The organism is Scytonema sp. UIC 10036 (assembly GCF_009725235.1).
Window position 1 is genome coordinate 37,995 of the sequence record NZ_WJFC01000057.1, and the last position, 22,233, is coordinate 60,227.

28 protein-coding genes and 1 pseudogene are annotated in these 22,233 nt (G+C 41.0%); 19 read left to right on the forward strand and 10 right to left on the reverse strand.

Translation table 11 applies throughout. The annotated features are described in order from the left end of the window. Window positions 1-407: 407 nt before the first annotated feature. The 4 genes and pseudogenes from F7734_RS25415 to F7734_RS25430 all read right to left on the reverse strand — a co-directional run bounded on the left by F7734_RS25415 (window position 408) and on the right by F7734_RS25430 (window position 3,331). Window positions 408-1,304 carry an inositol oxygenase family protein gene (locus F7734_RS25415; protein ID WP_155747425.1) on the reverse strand — a complete coding sequence of 299 codons (897 nt, stop codon included), beginning with the start codon at window positions 1,302-1,304 and terminating at the stop codon, window positions 408-410. 171 nt (window positions 1,305-1,475) lie between these two features. Then, window positions 1,476-2,330, reverse strand: coding sequence for an intradiol ring-cleavage dioxygenase (locus F7734_RS25420; protein WP_243147076.1), 855 nt, complete (start codon window positions 2,328-2,330; stop codon window positions 1,476-1,478). Further along, window positions 2,327-2,551: pseudogene (locus tag F7734_RS63845) on the reverse strand (AbrB/MazE/SpoVT family DNA-binding domain-containing protein); the annotation flags it as partial. The gene F7734_RS25420 and the pseudogene F7734_RS63845, both read right to left, overlap by 4 nt. A gap of 294 nt (window positions 2,552-2,845) precedes the next feature. Beyond that, window positions 2,846-3,331, reverse strand: a complete 486-nt coding sequence (locus tag F7734_RS25430) for a gluconokinase (protein WP_155747426.1) — start codon at window positions 3,329-3,331, stop codon at window positions 2,846-2,848. An 87-nt stretch (window positions 3,332-3,418) separates the two neighbouring features. Here F7734_RS25430 and F7734_RS25435 point away from each other — a divergent pair, with 87 nt between their 5' ends. The 6 genes from F7734_RS25435 to F7734_RS25460 all read left to right on the forward strand — a co-directional run bounded on the left by F7734_RS25435 (window position 3,419) and on the right by F7734_RS25460 (window position 9,677). Then, the gene (locus F7734_RS25435) at window positions 3,419-4,453 is read left to right on the forward strand and encodes a LacI family DNA-binding transcriptional regulator (RefSeq protein WP_155747427.1); all 1,035 of its coding nucleotides are present in this window, start codon (window positions 3,419-3,421) and stop codon (window positions 4,451-4,453) included. A gap of 104 nt (window positions 4,454-4,557) precedes the next feature. Continuing rightward, a complete protein-coding gene (gene uxaC, locus F7734_RS25440; RefSeq protein WP_155747428.1) occupies window positions 4,558-5,976 on the forward strand; it encodes a glucuronate isomerase in 1,419 nt (472 codons plus the stop codon). Between the two features lie 10 nt (window positions 5,977-5,986). Further along, window positions 5,987-6,916 (forward strand): SDR family oxidoreductase, encoded by a 930-nt coding sequence (locus F7734_RS25445; RefSeq protein ID WP_243147077.1) that lies wholly within the window; start codon window positions 5,987-5,989, stop codon window positions 6,914-6,916. A 2-nt stretch (window positions 6,917-6,918) separates the two neighbouring features. After that, entirely contained in the window at window positions 6,919-8,175 is a 1,257-nt protein-coding gene (locus tag F7734_RS25450; RefSeq protein WP_155747429.1) for a lactate racemase domain-containing protein, read from the forward strand. A 66-nt stretch (window positions 8,176-8,241) separates the two neighbouring features. Further along, window positions 8,242-8,472, forward strand: a complete 231-nt coding sequence (locus F7734_RS25455) for a DUF433 domain-containing protein (protein ID WP_155747430.1) — start codon at window positions 8,242-8,244, stop codon at window positions 8,470-8,472. Between the two features lie 296 nt (window positions 8,473-8,768). Further along, window positions 8,769-9,677 carry a TonB-dependent receptor plug domain-containing protein gene (locus tag F7734_RS25460; RefSeq protein WP_207714204.1) on the forward strand — a complete coding sequence of 303 codons (909 nt, stop codon included), beginning with the start codon at window positions 8,769-8,771 and terminating at the stop codon, window positions 9,675-9,677. Window positions 9,678-9,910: 233 nt separating this feature from the next. Here F7734_RS25460 and F7734_RS25465 read toward each other — a convergent pair whose 3' ends face one another. Then, window positions 9,911-10,909: an endonuclease/exonuclease/phosphatase family protein gene (locus F7734_RS25465; protein WP_155747431.1), complete on the reverse strand. Its 999-nt coding sequence runs from the start codon at window positions 10,907-10,909 to the stop codon at window positions 9,911-9,913. A 488-nt stretch (window positions 10,910-11,397) separates the two neighbouring features. Here F7734_RS25465 and F7734_RS25470 point away from each other — a divergent pair, with 488 nt between their 5' ends. Further along, window positions 11,398-11,826 (forward strand): retropepsin-like aspartic protease, encoded by a 429-nt coding sequence (locus F7734_RS25470; RefSeq protein WP_155747432.1) that lies wholly within the window; start codon window positions 11,398-11,400, stop codon window positions 11,824-11,826. Between the two features lie 76 nt (window positions 11,827-11,902). Here the strand turns inward: F7734_RS25470 and F7734_RS65490 are convergent, their stop codons facing one another. Further along, entirely contained in the window at window positions 11,903-12,037 is a 135-nt protein-coding gene (locus F7734_RS65490) for a hypothetical protein (RefSeq protein WP_279239759.1), read from the reverse strand. A 324-nt stretch (window positions 12,038-12,361) separates the two neighbouring features. Between F7734_RS65490 and F7734_RS25475 the strand changes: the two genes are divergently transcribed. Continuing rightward, window positions 12,362-12,532 (forward strand): ssl1498 family light-harvesting-like protein, encoded by a 171-nt coding sequence (locus tag F7734_RS25475; protein ID WP_155747433.1) that lies wholly within the window; start codon window positions 12,362-12,364, stop codon window positions 12,530-12,532. A 451-nt stretch (window positions 12,533-12,983) separates the two neighbouring features. Here F7734_RS25475 and F7734_RS25480 read toward each other — a convergent pair whose 3' ends face one another. Together F7734_RS25480 and F7734_RS25490 are read right to left on the reverse strand one after the other, a co-directional pair. Then, window positions 12,984-13,880 carry an alpha/beta hydrolase gene (locus tag F7734_RS25480; RefSeq protein ID WP_155747434.1) on the reverse strand — a complete coding sequence of 299 codons (897 nt, stop codon included), beginning with the start codon at window positions 13,878-13,880 and terminating at the stop codon, window positions 12,984-12,986. A 388-nt stretch (window positions 13,881-14,268) separates the two neighbouring features. After that, on the reverse strand, window positions 14,269-14,490 hold the full coding sequence (locus tag F7734_RS25490; protein ID WP_347566283.1) for a cobaltochelatase subunit CobN: 222 nt from the start codon (window positions 14,488-14,490) through the stop codon (window positions 14,269-14,271). A 179-nt stretch (window positions 14,491-14,669) separates the two neighbouring features. Between F7734_RS25490 and F7734_RS25495 the strand changes: the two genes are divergently transcribed. The 4 genes from F7734_RS25495 to F7734_RS25510 all read left to right on the forward strand — a co-directional run bounded on the left by F7734_RS25495 (window position 14,670) and on the right by F7734_RS25510 (window position 17,981). Further along, window positions 14,670-15,275, forward strand: coding sequence for a superoxide dismutase (locus F7734_RS25495; protein WP_155747436.1), 606 nt, complete (start codon window positions 14,670-14,672; stop codon window positions 15,273-15,275). A 178-nt stretch (window positions 15,276-15,453) separates the two neighbouring features. Next, window positions 15,454-15,660, forward strand: coding sequence for a hypothetical protein (locus F7734_RS25500; protein ID WP_155747437.1), 207 nt, complete (start codon window positions 15,454-15,456; stop codon window positions 15,658-15,660). 212 nt (window positions 15,661-15,872) lie between these two features. Continuing rightward, window positions 15,873-16,901, forward strand: coding sequence for a phosphoribosylformylglycinamidine cyclo-ligase (gene purM, locus F7734_RS25505; protein ID WP_155747438.1), 1,029 nt, complete (start codon window positions 15,873-15,875; stop codon window positions 16,899-16,901). Between the two features lie 393 nt (window positions 16,902-17,294). Beyond that, a complete protein-coding gene (locus F7734_RS25510; RefSeq protein WP_155747439.1) occupies window positions 17,295-17,981 on the forward strand; it encodes a PHP domain-containing protein in 687 nt (228 codons plus the stop codon). A 9-nt stretch (window positions 17,982-17,990) separates the two neighbouring features. Here the strand turns inward: F7734_RS25510 and F7734_RS25515 are convergent, their stop codons facing one another. Beyond that, window positions 17,991-18,158 carry a hypothetical protein gene (locus tag F7734_RS25515; protein WP_155747440.1) on the reverse strand — a complete coding sequence of 56 codons (168 nt, stop codon included), beginning with the start codon at window positions 18,156-18,158 and terminating at the stop codon, window positions 17,991-17,993. 66 nt (window positions 18,159-18,224) lie between these two features. Between F7734_RS25515 and F7734_RS25520 the strand changes: the two genes are divergently transcribed. Both F7734_RS25520 and F7734_RS65495 read left to right on the forward strand, forming a co-directional pair. After that, entirely contained in the window at window positions 18,225-18,521 is a 297-nt protein-coding gene (locus F7734_RS25520; RefSeq protein WP_155747441.1) for a hypothetical protein, read from the forward strand. A 7-nt stretch (window positions 18,522-18,528) separates the two neighbouring features. After that, window positions 18,529-18,633: a type II toxin-antitoxin system VapC family toxin gene (locus tag F7734_RS65495; protein ID WP_166482141.1), complete on the forward strand. Its 105-nt coding sequence runs from the start codon at window positions 18,529-18,531 to the stop codon at window positions 18,631-18,633. A 17-nt stretch (window positions 18,634-18,650) separates the two neighbouring features. On the opposite strand, the gene F7734_RS25525 is transcribed toward F7734_RS65495, so the two are convergent. Then, window positions 18,651-18,863 carry a toxin-antitoxin system HicB family antitoxin gene (locus tag F7734_RS25525; RefSeq protein ID WP_155747442.1) on the reverse strand — a complete coding sequence of 71 codons (213 nt, stop codon included), beginning with the start codon at window positions 18,861-18,863 and terminating at the stop codon, window positions 18,651-18,653. A 66-nt stretch (window positions 18,864-18,929) separates the two neighbouring features. On the opposite strand from F7734_RS25525, the gene F7734_RS25530 reads away from it, so the two are divergent. From F7734_RS25530 to F7734_RS25550, 5 genes are all read left to right on the forward strand, one after another. Continuing rightward, window positions 18,930-19,490, forward strand: coding sequence for a hypothetical protein (locus F7734_RS25530; RefSeq protein ID WP_155747443.1), 561 nt, complete (start codon window positions 18,930-18,932; stop codon window positions 19,488-19,490). Window positions 19,491-19,849: 359 nt separating this feature from the next. Beyond that, entirely contained in the window at window positions 19,850-20,143 is a 294-nt protein-coding gene (locus tag F7734_RS25535; protein ID WP_155747444.1) for a hypothetical protein, read from the forward strand. Between the two features lie 9 nt (window positions 20,144-20,152). Further along, entirely contained in the window at window positions 20,153-20,563 is a 411-nt protein-coding gene (locus tag F7734_RS25540; protein WP_155747445.1) for a type II toxin-antitoxin system VapC family toxin, read from the forward strand. 470 nt (window positions 20,564-21,033) lie between these two features. Next, on the forward strand, window positions 21,034-21,732 hold the full coding sequence (locus F7734_RS25545) for a class I SAM-dependent methyltransferase (RefSeq protein WP_155747446.1): 699 nt from the start codon (window positions 21,034-21,036) through the stop codon (window positions 21,730-21,732). 27 nt (window positions 21,733-21,759) lie between these two features. Continuing rightward, window positions 21,760-22,197 carry a hypothetical protein gene (locus tag F7734_RS25550; protein ID WP_155747447.1) on the forward strand — a complete coding sequence of 146 codons (438 nt, stop codon included), beginning with the start codon at window positions 21,760-21,762 and terminating at the stop codon, window positions 22,195-22,197. Window positions 22,198-22,233 lie beyond the last annotated feature (36 nt).

Consider the following 22,233-nt stretch of genomic DNA (forward strand, 5'->3'; position numbering starts at 1 on the left):
AATCTGAAAATCCTTCTACCTTGTTTTCAGACTTAACCCAATTATAGTTGCTAAATGCACTTAATTGTTATACAAAGTCGCTCAAGCTAGTTTTTTAATATATTGTTACATTAAACAAATTTTAGCAAAAACTAACTTTTCTTTTGACTGGTTACGCTGTAGTTGGGTAAACCTGTGGGAAAATCCAACAAATGTCTGTCAATGTTGGGTTTCGTTCCTCAAACGCCACATCGCTCAACGGGGGAAACCCTCCGCAGTCGCCTCAACGGGGGGAACCCCCGCACGGCGCTGCTCTCCGCACGCGAGTGGCTCCCCAACCTACGTGTTTTCGGTTTTTTCTGCTTAACTGACAAGTATTGATTTCTGTCCTGTATTTTTTCATCTTCGTTTTCACTATCAACGGATGTTTAAAACTTTAATGTTGCAGGCAAATACTTAGCCACTAAATCTTCATAATATGGTCTGAGTTCTTGCCAATTGGGAGGGTTGGGATTTTTGGAATACAAATCGTAGGGATTGAATAGCCTTACCCATTGAAACATTTGGCGATCGCGTTCATCCATCAAATGAGTGTAACCGTTTTCTCGGTGTTGGGGATAAAATGAATGATAGCGGAGGATGTACAATGCAGGTTCGGGCAAATAGGGTTTCATCATGTGATAGAAATACTCGTCATGTCCCCATGACATATGTACTTGGCTTAACCCGCAATTAGGCTCGTAAATACCATATTTAGTGTTATATTTTGGGTTATTGTAATCGGGATTATTCTGGAAAAATTCAGAGAAAACAATTTTATCGGAAAATGCACAACCTACAGGATAGGTATCGCCTACAGTAGCCCATTGGGGTTCCCCAAACAGACACAGTACTTTACCCATATCATGTAAGAAGCCTGTTAGTACCATCCAGTCAGGGTAACCATCAGCCCGAATAGCTTCTGATGTTTGCAACAAATGCTGTAATTGGTCTAAATCTGTATCAGGATCTGAATCATCCACCAATTGATTCAAAAATTCAACTGCATCCCAAAAAGCCATTTCTTTCTTGTCAAACTTCAGAAATTCTGCTTTTTTTTGCAATACAAAGTCATATGTTTGGTTAATATGATTTAACCGATAGAACTCTTTGACTGTATCTCTAGTTGGAGTTTCGTAATTCCTGTACTCTTGAGTGGTTTTACCCTCTTTAACTATGCTGTGCGGATCGGGATAGCGATTAAGTAAATCTTCTTCCCATTCTTCTAACGAATGTAAGGGATTGTTTTGAGCGAGTTCGATGGAATTATTGAGAGTTTGAAACATATCTTCGCTGCTTTTGTAGTTGATATGAAATCGTAGTTTCAGGTTCTAATCGGTATTGCACAGGTGTGCATAAACTGTTTTTTCTTCTTATTTTTATTTTTGCACACGTGTGCAAAAGCGTGTATTAAGTTTTTTAACGAGTGGTTTACGGTAAACTATGGCTAAAATTGCTCAAGCTATCTGAAGCCCAATATCAAACGTTGCTGCGTAACCAAAGCTTGTTTTGGTAAGCGTGAGTAATAATTGCTCGCCACCGTCTCTGAAGATTCCATCTTGCGCGTTCTTTAGCCTGCGCTGTCCCTGACTGGCATAGGGTGCCCGTGTATACACGCGCTCCGTAATAGAGTCATCAAAGTAGAGTTGTGAAGTAAACTCATAACTTTGCCTTGATGTTGCATCTGTACGTACTTTAAAGTGGATATGAACGGTTCTGCCCTGGTACCAACCGGGATAGATAGTCATAAACTGGACGCTGCCATTTGCGTCCGTCACCTGATACCCGCGCAAGAACTTTTTGCCAATGGTATTAAAACTTGGGTCTGTCACATCAGAATAAATGCCCTGGGCATCACAATGCCAAATATCAACAGTGGCACCTGTGAGTGGCGTACAGCCAGTACTGGTGACCTGAGAAACACGAAGCGTTAGTTTGAGCGGTACGCCGTCTTTCACCGAACCATCCGAAGGGTCAGATCGGATGTCGGAACGTTTAAGCTTTTCCTCTACAAAATAAGGTCCCTCGGTCTGTTCCGGTCTGACAACACACCCAGGCAATGTGGCAGCACTTATTTGAGGAGATGTTTTAACGGATACGCTTGATTCTGTCTGTGCGGACACGGACTTTCTAGGTATGCATACAGCAAGCACTGTAGATGCAATTACTTTAAATAGAGCTAGGGTTTTTCTTCTGCTTAACATTTTACTGACTTTGCGATCGCTGTTTTTCAAGACTAAATTTCTTATTGTACCCACTACAGAAAGCCTGACCAAAAAGCGCACGAGTGTGTTAGTTTCTAGTTCTTTCAAGCAGAATCTCCTGCACACTGAGAAATCGCTGCTTCCATTTCTTCTAGAGAAATGGCTTTTCTGTCTGCTTCATATAGCATCCGAGATAATTCTCTGACATCAATCTTAATAGGTTGTAAATAAACCTTGCCATCTTTGTCAATGACCAAATCAATCGAGTCCCCTGGTTGCAATTTGAGCCAAGAGCGAATTTCTAAAGGAATTGCAATTTGTCCGGAGTTGGTTAATGTTGTTAGAGGATGTTTGAAAAGTGGTTGGTTGTGATTTTAATCACATTATTACCCCCCTTAGTCCCCCCTTGTAAAGGGGGGAAATAAGAAAAATTCGGTTCCCTCCCCTTTCCAAGGGGAGGGTTAGGGTGGGGTAAAAAATATTTAATACATCAATCATGACTTTTCAAACATCCTCTTAGTGCCATTTTTTGTTTCTAGAGATAAACGCTTTACAAAATTAGCGTTAAGCTGTCGCCTGGTGGTATTGACTTATTATTAATATACTGATAAAGCTAAAGTCAGCTAAATTCCCAAAACCATTCTAATGTTTTGTACAATTACCTGGGGTGGCTCGGCAACATCTATGTATATAGCATCTGATGGTTCTTCAAGTGTCTCAAATTGGCTGCTGAGCAATTTTTCGCTCATGTAATGATTTTGACGCTCGTGCAATCGCTGTTGAATCAACTGGTAAGACCCCTTGAGGTACACTAGTTTGGTGCGATCGCTATCCAATACAAGATATTCGCGGTAGCTGTCTTTTAATGCGGAACAAGCCAATACCACATTCTTATTTTCCTGCAACCAGTGTTTAATAGCTGCCTGCAAATCTTGCAACCAGGGTTTTCGCTCCGCGTCACTGAGGGGGATACCACCTCGCATTTTCTCTATATTCTCTATCGAGTGGAAGTTATCAGCGTCACTAAATTCCCACTGTAAAGACTCTGCTAGCAGTTTTCCTATGGTAGTTTTGCCGACTCCTGAAACACCCATTAAGATAATAATCATTGATTTGTAATTTGTCGATCGCACTGTCTAAAATTTACTATAATATATTTATGCACACGTGTGCAAAAGAAAAATTAAGTATGACAAATGAGCAAACGAAAAATTTCCATAGAAGATATTGCTCGAAGAGCAGGCGTTTCTCATTCCACGGTTTCACGCGCATTGCGAGATAACTCTCTCATTAGCCCTCAGGTGCGAGAGGAAATTAAGAAAATAGCGCGGGAAATGAACTATGTGCCTAATGCTGTAGCTCAAAGCCTGCAAAATAAACGCACGAATACTATCGGAGTCGTCGTCACTTCCATCGCAGATCCCTTTTTTGCTGAGGTGGTAGAAGGAATAGAACAAGTAGCTAGAGCGGCGGGCTTGAGTGTGTTGTTAAGTACTTCACACCGAGATTTTGAGCAAGAAGTAGCAGCTATTGATAGTTTTCACCGCCGCCGGGTGGACGGTATCTTGGTAGCCGATTCGCGAATTAGCAAACACCATACACAGCAACTCGCGCAAATTGCCGTACCAATAGTTTTTCTCAATAGCCAGACTCAAGAGCAGCCCGAAATGTTTCACTTTGTTGCCATAGACGACTGTTTGGGTGCGCGATTGGCTGTAGAGCATCTTTTGAGTCTAGGACATACCTCTATTGGATACTTGGGTGTAGGCGATCGCAGTAGATCGAACCAGCTGCGCTTGGAAGGATATCGCATGACTCTGAGTGAAGCTGGTTTATCACCAAAGACTGATTGGGTGGCAATGAGTGATGAAGAATATGGCAGAACCAACGATGTTGCGATCGGTCAACAACTGCTACCTACACTATTTAATAATGGCGTAACTGGCATTTTTTGTTATAACGACATGGTAGCCGTTGGAGCAATGCTTGCTTGTCAAGAGCTAGGTATTTCAGTACCGCAAGATTTAAGCCTAGTTGGATTTGATGGTATTGCACTGTCGCGTTACGTTACCCCGCCACTGACAACAGTTTGCCAACCAATGTTAGAACTTGGTCGCTCTGCTATGCAAATGTTACTTGATGTATTACAGGAAAAAAGTGTAGAAAATCTTGTTTTATCTCCTTTTCTAGTAAAACGAGGTAGCACTACAGAACCAATAATCAATGGCTAATTGCTAATGGCTAATTGCTAATGGCTAATTGCTAATGGCTAATTGCTAATGGCTAATTGCTAATTGCTAATTGCTAATGACAAATGACAAATAACCAAAAAAATATGTTGACCAAAAAATGGAGTTTATCTCCTAATCGTTGCTTTGCTCCAGAACCCGTTCAAAGACGGCTAGCCCATCAATTTTTTGAAACCATCTCTGCTCTACCGTTAGTCTGTCCTCACGGTCACGTAGATCCAGCCTTGTTAGCTAATCCAACCGCCCGTTTTGGGTCGCCGACCGAATTATTTATTATCCCCGATCACTACATTTTCCGCATGCTCTACAGTCGGGGTATATCTTTGCAAGCTTTGGGTATCCCTACAAGCGATGGTTCGCCTGTAGAAACTGACCACCGCAAAATCTGGCAAATTTTCGCCGAACATTTTTACCTATTTCGGGGTACTCCATCGGGTTTGTGGTTGAAAGACGAACTTATTAACGTCTTTGGGGTGGATGAGCCTTTAAATGCTCGCAATGCTGGTTATATCTACGATTATTTAGAAAAGCAGTTAGCGTTACCAGCATTTTCACCTCGTGCTTTATTCAAACGCTTTAACATTGAAGTGCTTTGTACTACTGATGCAGCGAGCGATACTCTTGAGAACCATCAATCTCTCCACCAAGAAGGTTTTACTCAAATCAAACCTACTTTTCGACCAGATGCAGTGGTTAATCTAGACACTCCAAGTTGGCGCGAAAATCTGACTAAGCTAGAAAGCACTGTAGGACGAGAAATTAACACTTACGCTATTTTTATACAAATTTTAGAAGAACGTCGGGCTTTCTTTAAAAAAATGGGTGCGACGGCTACTGACCAAAGTGCAGCTACACCTTATACTACGCGTCTTTCCGCGCAAGAAGCAGAAACGATTTTTGCAAGAGCATTAACTAACAAGCTAAATCCAGGTGATGCAGAGCGTTTTACTGGTCATATGTTCGTGGAAATGGCTCGTATGAGTGTGGAGGATGGGTTGGTGATGCAAATGCATTGCGGGATTATGCGTAATCATAATCCCGATATCTTTGAACGCTTTGGGTCTGACAAAGGTGCTGATATTCCTTTAAAAATAGAGTGGACTGAAAATCTGCGCCCTCTGTTGAACGCTTATGGTAACAATTCACACTTTCACTTAATCCTGTTTGGATTGGATGAAAGCACTTATAGCCGCGAACTAGCTCCTCTTGCTGGTCATTATCCCGCAGTCTTGCTCGGTCCACCCTGGTGGTTTCACGATAGCGTAAATGGTATGGAGCGCTACTTCAATATGGTCATGGAAACGGCTGGGCTTTACAATACGGCAGGATTTAACGATGATACACGGGCTTTTGTTTCCATTCCTGCACGTCATGCTGTCTGGCGGCGTGTTGCTTGTAACTGGATAGCTGGATTGGTTATGCGTGGATTGGTTGAGGAAGAAGAAGGCTATGAGATGGCTCAGGCTTTAGCTTACGACCTCGCTAAAGCTGCTTATAAACTATAGCGGTTCTCAGTTGAATCAAGTACAGATCGATCTGCGTCCATCCGCGTTCATCTGCGGTTCCATAACTTTTTTATGTATTGAGGAATTATTAATGCCAGACTTGATTTTGAATAAACTTTTTAGTCTGAAAGACCGGGTAGCTGTGGTCACGGGAGGTTCTGGTGTGCTTGGTGGGGCTATGGCAGAAGGTTTGGCTCTTGCTGGAGCAAAAGTCGTTGTTTTAGGTCGCAATGAAGCACGGGCGGCTGCGATTGTGGCTGCGATTACTGCTAGCGGTGGAGAAAGCATGGCTGTGCTCGCAGATGTTTGCGATCGCTCTCAATTAGAAATAGCCAGAGCCTCTATTTTAAGACATTGGGGTCAAATAGACATCTTAGTCAACATGGCTGGTGGCAATATCCCCGCCGCCACCATTAATGCAGATGCTACTATTTTTGATATGCCACATAAAGCTTTTGAGGAAGTGGTTAGCCTCAACCTGATGGGGACTTTACTACCCAGCCAAGTCTTTGGTCAAGCAATGATCGAAAGAGATGGAATGGATAGTCAACCCCACGGTTGTATTGTCAATATTTCTTCTATGTCCGCTACACGTGTTATCAGTCGCGTGGTTGGTTACTCAGCCGCTAAAGCGGGGATAGATAACTTTACACGATGGCTAGCTGTAGAACTCGCGCAAAAGTATGGAGCTGGGCTGAGAGTGAATGCGATCGCACCTGGTTTCTTTATAGGCGAGCAAAACCGAGATTTACTACTACATCCAGATGGCAGTTTAACCATTCGCGGGCAAAAAATCATTGAGCATACCCCAGCAGGTCGTTTTGGAGAACCAAACGAATTACTCAGCACCTTAATTTGGTTGTGCAGTGCTGGTTCTAGTTTTGTCAACGGGGTAGTCGTGCCAGTAGACGGTGGGTTTAGTATTTATAGTGGAGTTTAAAAATGTATTCAGCAGCCATAACTAACGGAATACTTTCCGAAGAAAAAGTTTCTCAGTTGGTTCATGAAGCTTTGGCAGACCCCAAGTTAGATGGACAGCGCATCCTAGTGTTAATTCCCGATGGAACTCGCTCTGCTCCCATTCCTCAAATGTTTCGATTGCTACACAAAGAATTGAGTGAGAGGGCTGTATCTCTGGATTTTTTGATTGCTTTGGGTACACATAATCCCATGAGTGAAGAACAAATCAATCGCTTGGTGGGAGTAACCCCCGAAGAGAGAGAAACAACTTTTAAAAAAGTTCGCATCTTTAACCATCTTTGGAATGAACCGGATACCTTTATTTCTTGTGGAGTTATTTCAGCTTCGGAAATAGGAGAAATCAGCAATGGAATGCTGTATCAGCCAGTAGAAGTGAGGATTAACAAACTTGTAACAGAATACGATTTAATTGTTGTTTGCAGTCCAGTCTTTCCTCACGAAGTTGTTGGTTTTTCCGGTGGAAATAAATATTTTTTTCCTGGTATTAGTGGTCTGGAAGTCATCAATTTATCACACTGGCTGGGGGCATTAATTACCTGTTATGAAATCATTGGTACACCAGGAATAACACCCGTTCGGCGATTGATTAACCGAGCCGCCAGCCTAATTCCTACTCCAAAGCTTTGTTTGGCAATGGTAGTCGCACCAAAAACGAATCAATTAGCTGGGCTTTACATCGAGAAACCAGAGGAAGCGTGGGAAGCGGCTTCACAATTATCAGCCAAACTGCATATCAAATACGTAGACAAGCCGTTTAAACAAGTGCTTTCTGTCATGCCCAAAATGTATGATGACATTTGGACAGCAGCTAAAGGAATGTACAAGCTAGAGCCTGTAGTGGCTGATGGAGGTGAATTAATTATATATGCACCTCACATTAGTGAGTTTAGCTATACACACGGTAAAATCTTGGCTGAAGTTGGCTACCACGTGCGAGATTACTTCCTCAAACAGTGGGATAAATTCCAAGGTTATCCCGGTGGAGTACTAGCCCACAGTACTCACTTGAAAGGTATGGGTACTTTCGATCCTAAAAAAGGCGAACAAGCACGGATTCGTGTCACCCTAGCGACTGGTATTTCCCCCGAACGCTGTGCTGCTCATAACTTAAACTATTGCGATCCGGCTACCATTCGACCTACAGAATGGGCTAATCGGGAGAATGAAGGTATTTTGCTTGTGCCGAAAGCTGGCGAAATACTGTATCGTCTTAAGTAGTTCCTGCTACCAATAACACTTTACGAGCGCTTCCAACTAGTACTGAGCCAATATATTGATTAATTCATGAATTATAACAACATTATCACGAGCGAGCCTGGAAAACGTAATGGAAAACCCTGTATTAGGGGAATGCGAATTACCGTGTACGATATCTTAGAATACCTTGCAGGCGGTATGACAGAAGAAAAAATCTTGGAAGATTTTTCTGAACTAACTTCGGAAGACATAAAAGCTTGTCTTGCTTTTGCAGCCGAGCGCGAGAAGAAGTTATTTCTGCACCACAAGAAATTGTAGGCTATTTTTAGCATTGCTGATTGATAGTATGAAAATCGCACGCACTCGTCACAGAAAAACCTTAGCGTCTTTGCGTCTTTGCGTGAGGCTAAAAAATAATTCATATTTTAATTCAGCAACGCCATATTTTTTATTTGGAAGTCCGTAACGTCGCACAACTAGCTCCTGTAAAAAAAATTATATCTTTGTAGGGAATTTAAGTAGAATTTAGTCCCGTAGAATGATATTATGAGAAAAATTTTCAAAGCAAAGTGTGTTTCTGCATCCAAATTAAATAGGATGTTATGTGAGGAGTCATGGTGCAACAATTGCCCGTGTTAACAAGCTGTTATATCGTAGGAGCGATCGCCCTCCTATCCGCTCAGCCTGTATGGGCTGAAATGAACCAAGTCACTGATGTTACCGTCAATCCTGCTAAAGAAGGAATTGAGGTTATCTTGCAGACAACAAGCCCCAAGTTGTCAAAAGTTGTTAGCTCTACCTATGAAAAGACTTATATCGCTGAACTGACAAATACCCAACTGCGTTTGGAGTCAGGAAAACCTTTTAATGTCAGCAATCCTGCTAATGGTATCACTAGTGTTACCGTCACTTCCTTCAATACCAGTAGTGTACGTACTGTAGTGACTGGTATTGATAGTCCACCTGCCGTTAAGATAGAACAAAGTGATGGTAACTTGGTGCTGACAGTAGCTGCACCAGCACAGACATCTGCAAGCGCTGAACCACAAGAACTCACCGCAAAACAAGAACAAGAGTCAGATATTGAACTGAGTGTTACCGCCAATCGCCCCACGACTCTTCTACGGGAAATACTAGCGACGGTAGACATCAAAACAGAAGAGGAACTGGAGAGGGAAGAAGCCCTTCCTCGGACTGTTGGCGAACAACTGCAAGCTTTTCCAGGAATTGTTATTAACCGTTTGGGTGTGTTGAGTGGTTCTGCTAACGTTCGCGGATTGACAGGAGAACGGATTGGCGTACTGGTGGATGGGGAAAGCTTACCGAATTTAGAATTTGGTCTGGATTTGGGAAGCGATCCCTTTCGAGTCGAACGATTAGAAGTTCTTAAAGGTTCGGCGTCATCTATTTACGGTGCTGATGCTTTTGGAGGTGTGATTAGTATTATTACTACGACTCCCAAACCGGATGCACCTTTTGGCGTCCGTGCTTTTGCATTTGGCGGTGGATTTGTACGTATATAGGGCTTTTCAATTGGGTGCAATACATAAAAAAAAGTTATGGAACCGCAGATGAACGCAGCCCGTAGCAGATAAATCTTATCCTCATCTTCAGTAAAAAGAGATAGGTAACCCTTTTAGTACATGGATACTATAAATTGAGGACAACGAAATGTATGATACATATCTATTAGTCGTAGGGGCGCGGCGGCCTTGCGTCCCTACAGAGGTATTTGTATCAGCAAACGGTGAAAGGCTCAAGCCTCGTCATCAGCATCGCGATCTGTAAAGTTGAAACGTGTTAGTACTGGTAAGTGGTCGCTAATGGTATCAATCACCTTCTTACGAACTTCCCTTTCTGTTAATGCTAAAGGGCTATCGTCTAGAATTGTCCACTCTACCACATCTGCTTCTTTGACAACTGCCTTAGCTGCATCGATAGTGACAGCTACGACATCGAGTTTTGACCGACGACCCCCTACACTTAGGTGACTGCCTTCCACTTGAGAATTAACAAAGTTAAAACCCTCAAACTTGAGCAAGCCTTGCTTTTCTAGATCTTGAATAGGTTCCCATTCAGGTCGATTCGGATCGGCATTCCAATCACCTGCAATAATAATATCTTCATCTGCTGCATCATTTTGAATGTATTCTGCAAGTCGTTGTGCTGCTGCTTTGCGTTGCTCAAAACCGCCACCACGTTGAGACTTAAGATGTACTCCTACTAAGTTAAAGTCGAAGGGATCGTCAGCCGTGCGAACCACAAAGTTGCTTGCTAATGGCAGACGTGGGAAAACTTGCTTTTTCAAATTTTCTACGTTGACAGTTAAATCCTCGTTACCAAATAGTTCTTTGATGTCTTCTGACGCTTTCACCCATTCCGTATCATACATAATAGCTACACGTTGGTCGCCACCTGTAGTTCCGTAAGCGACTTTATAAAGCCCAGCACTGGAATCGATGAGATTTTGCGCTACAACGTCAAGGGAATGCTCTTCAATCTCTTGGAATACGAAAATGTCAGCATTCAATTCATGTAAAATGTTTGTGATAATAGCTACTCGCTTCGGGTCACGGTTGTTGAAGAATTTGATATTCCAAGTTATGAGATCGAAAAACTTATCGCTACCTTGACTTGGATCTGGCACTAAATCTTCACTTTGTAGTAATTTAGAGATTCGGTCATTAGATGCTACTAAGGGCGGATTAGAATTAGGTTGTCTAGAGCGACGATTTTGCTTTTTTTTTGAGGACATAAGTTTTATGAAAGTTATAAATGGGATAATGTAACGCTCGAAGCAGGTAAATAAGTATGCACTTTTGTTGAAACCTAAAGTGATGTAGGTTCAGCTATGTTGTTACTCACTCGATTGGAAAAACCAAGTTTACTAATAATTTATTGAGAAATAGTTAGACTGCTAAGAATCTGCAAGTATAGCTGAAGAAAATTCAGCACACCCTTAATGATAACGAATTGATTCTATCATGCTAGATGTGAATTGGTGACAACCCGATAGCAAAGCACCCTCCAGGGTACTATTGCAGTTTGATGACATTACTTAGAGTGAAAATATAAACTTGACTAGCGCGGTTAAGACGCTATTTATCAAATGCAGATACATCGGTTGCTTTAAGCAACAATACTGGTGCGAGCGATCGAGCACACAAGCTGTACCCAGCTTATCGCCACTGTCTTTACTCTGCAAACAAGTTGAAATGTGAGTTGATTTACGGAGGGCGTGACATGGAATTTGCCATAGTTATTCTTTTAGCAGCTTTAATTATTTATTATCCACGTAAGGACGGTCCAGCTCAAATTAAACGAAGAGATGCTGGTTGTCCAATTTTAGATGTGACTTTTAATGGCAACGAAGAAGAAGAAATGATGTTGGATACAGGAGCTAGTACAACAGTTATTAATAAGAAGACGGCAGATAATTTAAAGGTTAAGCCAGTGAGAGAAGAAAAATTTATTATGGCAAGTGGTAAAGTAGAAAAATTTCCCGTTGGTTATGTTAATTCAATAGAAGTTGGTGGTGTAAAGGTTGATAATGTAGAAGTTGCTATTTTAAATTCTAACAAAGAAACTGGTCTTTTAGGACAAAACTTTTTTGGAAAGTATGACATCACAATTAAACGTGATGCAGTTGAGTTCAATAAACCATCAGAATAAAATGATGCAAAAAAACGTTGTCCTACGGCTTGTGCTTATCGTTGTTAGCGATAAGCTTCGCTTAATGGCTTAAGCCTTATCGGTTGTGCGATCGCGCTTCACTGTTCGGTAAGCGCGATCGCTCGTCTATACTTCCCATGGGTATAGATTGCGCTTTTGAACCAAGTGTAGCGGCGTAATGCCTTGCACCCCTACAAAGGATGTTGTTCATTTGAATGCTCAGCTTATGACTGTGCAAAGTATAACTAGAAGAGTTTATTACAACCGAAAAGCCAACAAAACCAATGTTTCGGGTATTGGGCATTAATAAAGTCTCTATTTTAAATTGATATCAAAACGTATTGTTTGCAATAGTATCAAGTCGTGTTTACCGAACTAAAATGTTCGGTTAGAACTATTTAAAAGCTGTATTGTAACACCTACAGATTAACTTCTCTTATGGATGCTATTCATTTTTCTATGTCAAGCACTCTTGAAGTTTTGTAACAATATCGTTATCTTTATTTACATAAGATAACAAACAAGGAAACGAGCTATGTATACCACTGTTAACGAAGATGGTGTTCTTAACAACTACCCAACTGAGCCAAAAATGCACTTTGCTGAATACCCCGCTATTTGGGAGCAACGTCAATATGTGAGCCAAGGCGTGTTTGCTACGTTACTTGTCACTACTTTAGTTTTGGTTGCTTTTGCAGTTGGTTAAGTCTTTTGGATTTTGCTATTTGAAACTCTTATCGACATCTGGGCTTCCCATTCTCACCCTAGCTTGATGGCTAGGGTTTTTCCATTGGAAAGAATAAGACTGACATTGACATATTCGCTTCCATCAAAACATGACTGATTCCGAGTTCAACTGCAAGAACTTCGAGTTACCTTCGACTTATTACTGACTTTCTGACACTTGGAGAAAGTAAAATCAGCTTTAACTCAAATTACTCAAGGTTCAACTCCAATAGGCTAGTAGGGCTAGCAGTAACTGTTCGCGCTGTTCTAGGCATACAATATCTTCTAATAGCTTTGGAGTGCGTTGGCGTACTTTTTCTAGATGACAGTGGTAATAGTTTTTATCAAATTTTACTATTACGCAGTGTATGCGCTAAAGCGCAACTACGAACGGAACCTAAAAATTTGACGCTTTGTTATTGCTGACCTATTTAAAAGGTACCATTTTTTAGAAATTCTAGAATACATTGGGCTATAATTTTTGGCTGTTCAATTTGGGGAGCGTGACCGCAATTCTTTACCTTTATCAATTGAGAATGCTTAATATCCTTATGAAAGTTTTCTGCGTCTTCTGGTGCTAGCATATCATCAGCTTCTCCCCATAAAATTAGCGTTTGTTTGTCAACTTGAGGAATTTTATCGGCTAAATCATCGTATCCACCAGTCTTGGCATAAGAAATCATAGCTTCATGCCACCCAGGCATTTCTTGATGTAGCATAGCACATTGAATATCTGCAAGCGTTTTCTTGTCTAAATTAGCAAAAGAACTACCTAAATTAAATACCATAAGTTTGCGTTGACGCAGATATTCTACAGCTAAAAAATCAAATGGTGGAAATAAGTATTTGCTAAAAGCTGGAGCGGAAGTATAACCTATGCTATTAATCAGGACTAGAGATTTCACAACTTGAGGATAAGTTAGGGTAAAGTCAATTGCAGTCGCTCCTCCCATTGATGTACCCACTAATATCACAGGTTTAGCGATCGCGGTTTCCCAAAAATGGTAAAGGTGAGTTTTGATGGTACTTGGGCTATAGTTTATTTCTTTTTGCTTTTGCGTAAAGCCAAAGCCTAACAAATCTACTGCCCATGTTTCATTGTAAGGTGCAAGTAACGGTAAAAGAAGACGAAACTCTAAAATGGAACTGTCAAAACCATGCAATAGTAAAATTGGTATTCCCTGACTCCCTTGATGGATATATGTTGTAAGAATTGGTTGGCGGCTTAAGGAACTCGTAATGGCAATTCGTTCAATATTTTGAAGCAGAGCGATCGCATCTGCATCTTGTATTTGCTCAACTTGAGATGGCAAAAAAGTGGGAAACATTTGAAGAAGGATAAAGTATAAAGTATGAAAAAATCATACTTTATCCTCGTTCGCTCAAAAAATCCTGCTCTTTATAGAGCGATGATGAATAAGTTAAAATAGTTATGACAGTAGGGTAAGTGGTGAAGCAGATACAATAAGTAAGGATTGGCACTATTTAATACACTTCATCGTGATTACCAATATCAACAAACACAGCTTTACCATCCTCTATGAAGTAGAACAATACTCTTTCATCATATTCTCAGCTAAAACTCCATAAGTCTTTAAGCTTGCCTGACAATTTATGAGTTTTCAAGCTTGGCTCGAAAGGGTCAATAGTAAACTGCTCTACTTTTTGCCAAAACCTTGCTTCTAAGTCTACATTCGAATCATCCCACAACCGTTACTAGCCCTCACCATACAAATCCTCCCAACGGGGATCGGCTTCATCCAGCAAGCAGTCATAATCCAGCCCGTATTTCTCCGCCAGCAGCCTCAACAAAGCAGGCGATTCACTGCGATCGTCACGCCCAACCAACGCCAAATAATCAACCAAACCCTCACCCTGCAATCGTTGTCCAAAGGTATGCAACCCCATTGGAATCGCCGCTCGCTGCAGTTCAAACAGATCGAAGTCTCAATCCTACTGAAGAATGGGTCATTCAAGTGAGATTTTTAGGTAAAATCGAACTGTTAAGTTTGGTATCGTAGTTTTAAGCTCCTGAAACTGCTTAACACAAACCTGTCATTTCCATAGCTACCCCGGTGGCTTTAAACTGAAATACGGTAAAGAGAGGATTAGACACAATGGCATTCGTACAGGAACCACTACCATACGACTTTAATGCTTTAGAGCCATACGGCATGAAAGGTGAGACCTTCGAGTATCACTATGGTAAGCACCACAAAGCGTATGTAGACAACTTGAACAAGCTGACTGACGGTACAGAACTTGCCGACAAATCCTTAGAAGAGGTCATTAAAATCTCCTTCAAAGATTCCTCCAAAGCAGGGATTTTCAACAACGCCGCCCAAGTGTGGAACCACACTTTCTTTTGGAACTCCCTAAAACCCGGTGCTGGTAGTCAGCCAAAAGGTGAACTAGCTTCTAAGATTGAGAAAGATTTTGGTAGCTTTGACAAATTCAAAGAAGAGTTTTCTAACGCTGCTGCAACTCAGTTTGGTAGCGGTTGGGCTTGGCTAATTGATGATGGTGGTACTTTAAAAGTCACTAAAACACCAAATGCAGAAAATCCCCTAGCTCACGGACAGAAGGCGCTTCTGACCCTAGACGTTTGGGAACATGCCTACTACATTGATTTTAGAAATGCTCGCCCTGCATATATCAAGAACTTCCTAGAGCAGTTAGTAAACTGGGATTTTGCGGCTGAAAATTATGCCAAAGCCTACTAATTATCTGTCAGTTATGTGCTGGTAACGATAGTAGGTTATGCGAAATTTGTCAGACAAAAATAATTGATTTACGCTCTTTAGAAGCAGTCACGACTTCGCTCGTGGCTGTTTTTGCTCAAGCCATACCAATTGGTATAGTTTTTTAGTTACGTATGCTGGGCTGTGGTAAAGTGAATGTATGGATAGTATACAATTGGCAAAGTACTTAGAACAAACTAACAGCATAACCAAGCCTTGGCTGTTAGTACAGTTGCGATTGAAAAAACTTCAAGAGCGTAAAGACGCGATGACGGAAGTTGATTATATTCAAGAGTTAGAGGATATCCGCCAAGACTTGATGAATTTGGGGGAATGGTGGATTGGTATTGAAGATGAGGTATTTTAAGGGTTAGTGGTTAGTTGATAGTAGTTAGTGGTTAGTTGATAGTAGTTAGTGGTTAGTTGATAGTAGTTAGTGGTTAGTTGATATTGGGTACGAACCACCAACCACCAACCACCAACCACCAACCACCAACCACCAACCATCAACCACTAACCACCAACCACCAACCACTAACCACTAACCACTAACCACTAACTACTAACAATTATTGACAGATGGACTACAAAGAGGCGGGGGTTGACGTTGAGGCGGGTCGAGAATTTGTCAATCAAATTCGGAATTTAGTTCATAGTACTTTTAGACCAGAGGTGCTTGGTGGATTGGGCGGTTTTAGCGGCTGTTTTCAACTACCATACGGTTATCAGGAACCAGTTCTGGTTTCAGGAACTGATGGAGTGGGAACAAAACTCAAAATTGCTCAGTCTCTCAATCGTCACGACACCATAGGGATTGATTTGGTGGCAATGTGTGTTAATGATGTGTTGACATCTGGCGCAGAACCTCTGTTTTTTTTAGATTACCTGGCAACGGGTCATTTGGAAAAAGAACAATTAACTGAGGTGGTTGCAGGTATAGCCTCTGGGTGCAAGCAGGCGGGGTGCGCCTTACTGGGGGGAGAAACTGCAGAAATGCCCGGTTTTTATCAAGTGGGTGAGTACGATCTGGCGGGTTTTTGTGTGGGAATTGTGGAGAAAAGCCAGATGCTTGATGGTTCTCAAGTACAGGTGGGAGATGTCGCGATCGCTCTTCCAAGTGCTGGTGTACATAGCAATGGCTTTAGCTTGGTGAGGAAAATTGTCAGCGACAAAGGATTTTCTTGGAGCGATCGCCCTGACATATTAGGAGGGCAAACACTGGGAGAAATTTTCCTCACACCTACCTACATTTATGTTAAACCCGTGCTGGCGGCGCGGAAAGCAGGGTTAGAAATCCACGGGATGGCACATATTACGGGTGGAGGACTACCTGAAAATTTGCCACGTTGCTTGGGTAAAGGTCAAGCGATTAAGATCGATCCCAAGAGTTGGTCTATCCCGCCTATATTTCAGTGGCTAGCCGAAGAGGGATCTGTGAATTCACAAGCGATGTATAACACTTTCAACATGGGGATCGGGTTTGTACTGCTTGTTCCCCCTCATGAAGTAGAGCCGGCAATGGCACATTTTACTTTACAAAATATTACAGCCCATTCCATTGGCGAGGTTATTACAGGTTCTGGTGAATTGTTGGGATTACCAATTTAAATAGTATATTTTATACATATTGTTAAAAACCTCTTTTCGTTTTTATCCCATTTTTTTCTTGTGCATTTGAACATTCGCTCACTTGAGATAGGGCAGGAACTAGAATTTCCTCCTGTCCTCTGCCTTTCTCGATAAATGATTCCTACTAGTTGTAGCTTGTGAATTGAACGGAGACGGGCTGCAATATTTCTTACTTTTCCTTATAAAACCAATCGAATATACGCATGACCGTCAGCCTTTGAATTTGCTAACGTAGTCTTAACATATTGAAAAAATTTGCCAAAGATGCCCAGAAGCTTATTACCAACACACCTATGTAGTGCTGGTGTATTCTGGGCTATTAGCGTCATGCTTTTCTGTGTAAAAAATGACCTATTTGAAAAAGAGGTACGTATGACTGTAAAGGTTGCCGAGGTATCCACCTCAAGCGAACAATTGAAGTATATATTTCAAAGCATAAATGCATTGAGTTGTCCGATGAGTTTCAACTTTCACATGCACACCGTCCACTCTGATGGTAAATTACAACCAAGTGCATTGATGGAGCAGGCGATTGCCATTGGTTTAAAAGGGCTTGCCATTACTGACCACCATAGTATAGCTGGTTATCAAGTAGCGCAAAATTGGTTAGAACAATGGAGATGGAATCATCCAGGTGCAACTGCACCCCAGCTTTGGACTGGTGTAGAAATTAACGCCAATCTTCTCAATACAGAAGTTCATATTCTGGGTTATGCTTTCGATGTAGAACAAACCAGTATCAGACCTTACATTCAAAGAAAAGTCACCACAGGCGAAGACTATCAAGCAGCTAACGTGATATCTGCTATTCATGAAGCAGGAGGACTGGCAGTTTTGGCTCATCCGGCTCGTTATCGGCGATCGCACTTTGATTTGATTCCCGCCGCCGCCGCCGCTGGTATTGATGGCGTAGAATCTTTTTACGCTTACAACAACCCCAACCCGTGGAAACCCAGTGTTAGGGAATCAGAACAGGTGCAACAATTAGCCAGTGAATACCACCTATTTAACAGTTGTGGGACTGATACTCATGGCTTAAGCTTGCTGCATCGCTTGTAATGATGTTAGTTAATCACTCTTACCAAAAAACTCCTGGTTATCTACGCCAGGGAGTTTATATTCCGCATTGCCGTTCCAAATAATTTCCTTGATACTCACTTGTTTTGGTAGCACCTTAATTTTGGAAAAAGTATCAGCTACCTGTTGCGGTAGCAGCGATCGTTTCATTAATCTCACAAAAATAAGTTATGCTTAGAATAATTTGTTGTATATGAATTCATTCAACTATATAAGGAGTAAATTATGTACGAAGTTTCTAGTGATAAAAACAAACTTTCTAATCGGATATCACCCATAGTAGAGCAATTATTTCAAGAGAATATTTTATTTAGAGAAAGACTAAATAAGGATGAAATGATTCAACTTGTGTCAAATCTATTGCTAGAAAACTTTTCAATAGAGCAATTAAAGGCTATTGATGATGATGATTTGAAAGAAAGAATAGATGGTGTGCTAGTCATAGAGGCGGTTTCGGGAACATTAAATGATTTAACACCAGAACAAATAGAAATGTTTGATTCTGCTGTCGCAGGGAGATAATTTAAGAATGGCTTATTTGCTTGATACAAATATAGTGACAGCAATTCTAAAGAATAAACCACCAGCAAGAAAGAAACTACGTGAATTTGAAATTCGGCGAGAAGAATTGTAATAGGAGCTACTTACTTTTTACTTGCTCTTTATTTCCGCCTCTATTGCTGCCATTCTTTCCTCAAGTTCAAGCACCCGACGTATCAACGGCACATCATCAGCACAACCCAAGTAATACGCCAAAGCATCAACCATGACCTTGGTTTTACTTATGCCACTCTGTTTTGCATAAGCAACAAGCCGTTCTTCGAGTTCTGGTGGTATCCGAACACAAAATTGGGGTGAAGCCATATCAGCAATTTATTGAAGTTTAACCTAATTGTATAGCAGTGCATTTTTTTAATAGCAGACGGGCGATTGGCTCAGGCAGTTCCTCGGACGCTTGCGCTCACATCACCACCCAGCCTGCGGTCAACTCAACAACCGCCGCAACATAGACCCCTTCAATCAACTCAAAGAGCAGCACCAAACCGCACTACAACACCAGCTGACAGGACAATTGGGCTAATCGCCCGTGCTGTCATTATCTCTGCCGTGGGTCAGTACGCAGCTTCTTCTCAACCCGCTGTAACTTCACATTCGTGTAGCCCGCTTGCTCGCGAGTATACTGTATCTTCTCACTTTCAGCCACTGGCAGAGGAGCAGGCGACATCTCAAACACAGCTCTCGTCATCACGGCAGTGGCAGTACAAGCGCTCACCAGAATTCCTCCAAACACACCCAACAGCTTATAGTTCAAGCCCCCCAAGTTGGCGAACAATCCTAGTAGGTTTGGCTTGTTCTGCTCTCGAGATATCTGGGATATCAACTCCAGCTGCTTTTCTTCCATCAAGTCTATCCTCTCTTGTATCTTCCGACCCACCCCCGTTATCATCGTTTGGGTTGTGTGTATTTTTGTCCTTCAAAAGTGCGCTTTAAAAAGCATTCGGGCTGTCGTTAAATCAAAGTCGGAAAATTTCATATAGTGTGCGAATTGACGCTTGAGGCTAAGACCGTTGTGCTACAATCGATTTCACTTTATGCGCGAATTGCGTCGTCTCAAACCTGCTTCACTCCGTTGTTAAAATTTTATCTTATGTGCGAACCCACAGCTTAATTCTGGTTTCTCATGATTCCGATATGCAGAAAGTTACAGGAATTCTTTTAGAAGATTGGTTGCAAACAGAATCATAAGTTTGAGTAGATTGACGAGCGCACCCCTAAATCTCACAAAAGATAAGTTATGCTGAGGATAATGGATTTTCTCTGAATTCATGAAATTACACAAGGAGTAAATTATGCACGAAGTTTATAGTGAAAGAAAGGAAGCCATTGTACGGATATCAAAGATTATTGAGAAATTGATAGAAGATAATAGCCTGTACAGGGAAAAGTTAGATAAAGAGGGAATGATTCAACATTTAGCAAAATTTGTAGATAAATTTTCTCCGAAATATGTAAAAAGTATTCCAGATGATGAATTAATAAGTATAATTGATAGTATTTTAGTAATAGAAGCAGTTGCTGGAACATTAAATGATTTAACTCCGGAGCAAGTAAAAATGTATGATGAGGCAGTAAAAGGGAGATAGTGAGTCATAATGGGTTATCTCTTGGATACAAATATATTAACGGCTATTTTGAAAAAAAATGAAAAAATAATTAATAAACTAGAAGAAGTAAGGTTTTTAAGACAAGAAGTTTTTATAAGTTGTATAGCATACTACGAATCTAAAAGAGGTCTGATTTACGCAAATGCTACTAGGCAATTATCTGAACTTAATGAAGTTTGCACAAATTACAGAGTTTTATTTTTAGACAAGTTAGAAATTTTTGAGAAAGCGTGTGAAATTCATTTGGATTTAAAGCGGAGAGGTAACCGTCTGGAAGATGCAGATATTCTGATAGCTGCAACAGCGATCGCACATGGCTTAATTCTGGTTTCTCATGATTCTGATATGCAGAAAGTTACAGGAATTCTTTTAGAAGATTGGTTGCAAACAGAATCATAAGTTTGAGTAGATTGACGAGCGCAGGGTACGTTCGGATCGTGCGTTCAGTATGAAAGACAAAAAATTAAATACGGTTTATTTATCAAGTTAAGTAATTTGAAGACAACAAAAGTTTTTTGTAAATTACGGTAAAATCACAATTGACACCATTAGTAGTAGACTTTTAAGCTCAAAAGATTAGGCAGTCCCGATGAAAAAATTTTATTTCGACAATCGTGAAAATTCCTCTTAGATCGCTCCTAACCCCTGTCTCCTATTTTCAAGACAGTAGCGATCGCAATTGCTTATTTAAGAAGTACTCCCATTCTCAATATTGCAAGGGCTGAGAGAAATTGTAGGTTGGGTAGAGCGATAGCGAAACCCAACAAATGCTGATAAATGTTGGGTTTCGTTCCTCAACCCAACCTACCTTGAATTTGTGTTTTTAGCAAAACCTACGTAGTATTGCTCCCACTCTTGATTTTGAAATAATGACAGATAGTATTATTCAGGAACAAATTGCTTACTACAGTGCAAGAGCCAACGAATACGACGAATGGTTCTACAGAATTGGACGTTACGATCGCGGAGAAGAAATCAACCAGCATTGGTTTAACGAAGCTGCTGTCATCAGAAATGCTTTGTACCAAATTGGTCATGTGGAACACGTTCTAGAGCTAGCATGTGGTACAGGAATTTGGACTCAGGAACTTTTAAAGATTGGTAAGAAAATTACTGCCATTGATGCTTCTAGTGAAGTGATTGAGATTAATCGCAGCAAATTAGGTGCGGCGAAGGTTGAATATCAGCAAATCGATTTATTTAATTGGGAATCCGATACTGAGTACGAGCTAGTATTTTTCTCCTTTTGGCTTTCTCATGTACCACCAAATTTGGTTGACTCATTTTTGAAAAAAGTCTATAAAGCGGTGCGTACTGGCGGACAAGTCTTTATGATTGACTCTCGCTTCGAGCCAACATCAACAGCCAAAAATCATATTTTAGAAAATGACAGAAATATTTACGTCACCAGAAAATTAAATGATAACCAAGAATTTAAGATTGTTAAAATTTTTTATTCTCCCGAACAGCTTCATGACAAGTTAATACAAGCGGGATTTCAAGCAGATGTTAAAGTCACAGATAACTATTTTATTTATGCAAGTGGGAGCAAAAGCGATATTCACTGATATCCTAACTTTACTGAGGTGAGGTTAATGTTAGAACCCTGGCAAGTTATTGGAAGTACAATCAGTTATGAAGATCGATGGTTAAAGATTCAAAGCGATCGATGTTTAACAAAAACTGGTAAATTCATAGAACCCTATCATGTCCTTCACTATCCCACATGGGTAAATGTCGTTGCACTGACTGCTAATGCAGAAATTATACTTTTATCTCAATATCGTCACGGAGTCAAGTTAATCAATCCCGCAAGTATTGCTTTACATGAAGCAGTAGGTTTTACGTTAGTAGGTGTTTACCAGGCAGTTGGTTATGAGCTGGGACAGTGGTACGATGTTGCTTGGTGGCAATTATCTCTACAACAAGAACAATCGGAAATTGTGAACCCACCTCTTTCTTGGCAAGAAGTTGAGAAATCGCTTCTATGGTATGAGGCACTCAAAAGTGGTCTTAACTTCCTGCGGGTTTAGGGCTGCTTTTAAGGTATATTACTTAATTAAGAGGCA

Bases quoted from the DNA above. Each gene is read 5' to 3' on its own strand.
- F7734_RS65495 (WP_166482141.1), top strand. From the start codon at position 18,529: ATGGCTTATTTGCTTGATACAAATATAGTGACAGCAATTCTAAAGAAT.
- F7734_RS25495 (WP_155747436.1), top strand. From the start codon at position 14,670: ATGGCATTCGTACAGGAACCACTACCATACGACTTTAATGCTTTAGAG.
- F7734_RS25455 (WP_155747430.1), top strand. From the start codon at position 8,242: ATGAATTATAACAACATTATCACGAGCGAGCCTGGAAAACGTAATGGA.
- F7734_RS25540 (WP_155747445.1), top strand. From the start codon at position 20,153: ATGGGTTATCTCTTGGATACAAATATATTAACGGCTATTTTGAAAAAA.
- F7734_RS25430 (WP_155747426.1), bottom strand. From the start codon at position 3,331: ATGATTATTATCTTAATGGGTGTTTCAGGAGTCGGCAAAACTACCATA.
- F7734_RS25510 (WP_155747439.1), top strand. From the start codon at position 17,295: ATGACTGTAAAGGTTGCCGAGGTATCCACCTCAAGCGAACAATTGAAG.
- F7734_RS25475 (WP_155747433.1), top strand. From the start codon at position 12,362: ATGTATACCACTGTTAACGAAGATGGTGTTCTTAACAACTACCCAACT.
- F7734_RS25435 (WP_155747427.1), top strand. From the start codon at position 3,419: ATGAGCAAACGAAAAATTTCCATAGAAGATATTGCTCGAAGAGCAGGC.
- F7734_RS25525 (WP_155747442.1), bottom strand. From the start codon at position 18,863: ATGGCTTCACCCCAATTTTGTGTTCGGATACCACCAGAACTCGAAGAA.
- F7734_RS65490 (WP_279239759.1), bottom strand. From the start codon at position 12,037: ATGAACAACATCCTTTGTAGGGGTGCAAGGCATTACGCCGCTACACTT.
- F7734_RS25545 (WP_155747446.1), top strand. From the start codon at position 21,034: ATGACAGATAGTATTATTCAGGAACAAATTGCTTACTACAGTGCAAGA.
- F7734_RS25460 (WP_207714204.1), top strand. From the start codon at position 8,769: ATGGTGCAACAATTGCCCGTGTTAACAAGCTGTTATATCGTAGGAGCG.
- F7734_RS25415 (WP_155747425.1), bottom strand. From the start codon at position 1,304: ATGTTTCAAACTCTCAATAATTCCATCGAACTCGCTCAAAACAATCCC.
- F7734_RS25480 (WP_155747434.1), bottom strand. From the start codon at position 13,880: ATGTTTCCCACTTTTTTGCCATCTCAAGTTGAGCAAATACAAGATGCA.
- F7734_RS25465 (WP_155747431.1), bottom strand. From the start codon at position 10,909: ATGTCCTCAAAAAAAAAGCAAAATCGTCGCTCTAGACAACCTAATTCT.
- F7734_RS25520 (WP_155747441.1), top strand. From the start codon at position 18,225: ATGTACGAAGTTTCTAGTGATAAAAACAAACTTTCTAATCGGATATCA.
- F7734_RS25470 (WP_155747432.1), top strand. From the start codon at position 11,398: ATGGAATTTGCCATAGTTATTCTTTTAGCAGCTTTAATTATTTATTAT.
- uxaC (WP_155747428.1), top strand. From the start codon at position 4,558: ATGTTGACCAAAAAATGGAGTTTATCTCCTAATCGTTGCTTTGCTCCA.
- F7734_RS25450 (WP_155747429.1), top strand. From the start codon at position 6,919: ATGTATTCAGCAGCCATAACTAACGGAATACTTTCCGAAGAAAAAGTT.
- F7734_RS25550 (WP_155747447.1), top strand. From the start codon at position 21,760: ATGTTAGAACCCTGGCAAGTTATTGGAAGTACAATCAGTTATGAAGAT.
- F7734_RS25535 (WP_155747444.1), top strand. From the start codon at position 19,850: ATGCACGAAGTTTATAGTGAAAGAAAGGAAGCCATTGTACGGATATCA.
- purM (WP_155747438.1), top strand. From the start codon at position 15,873: ATGGACTACAAAGAGGCGGGGGTTGACGTTGAGGCGGGTCGAGAATTT.
- F7734_RS25500 (WP_155747437.1), top strand. From the start codon at position 15,454: ATGGATAGTATACAATTGGCAAAGTACTTAGAACAAACTAACAGCATA.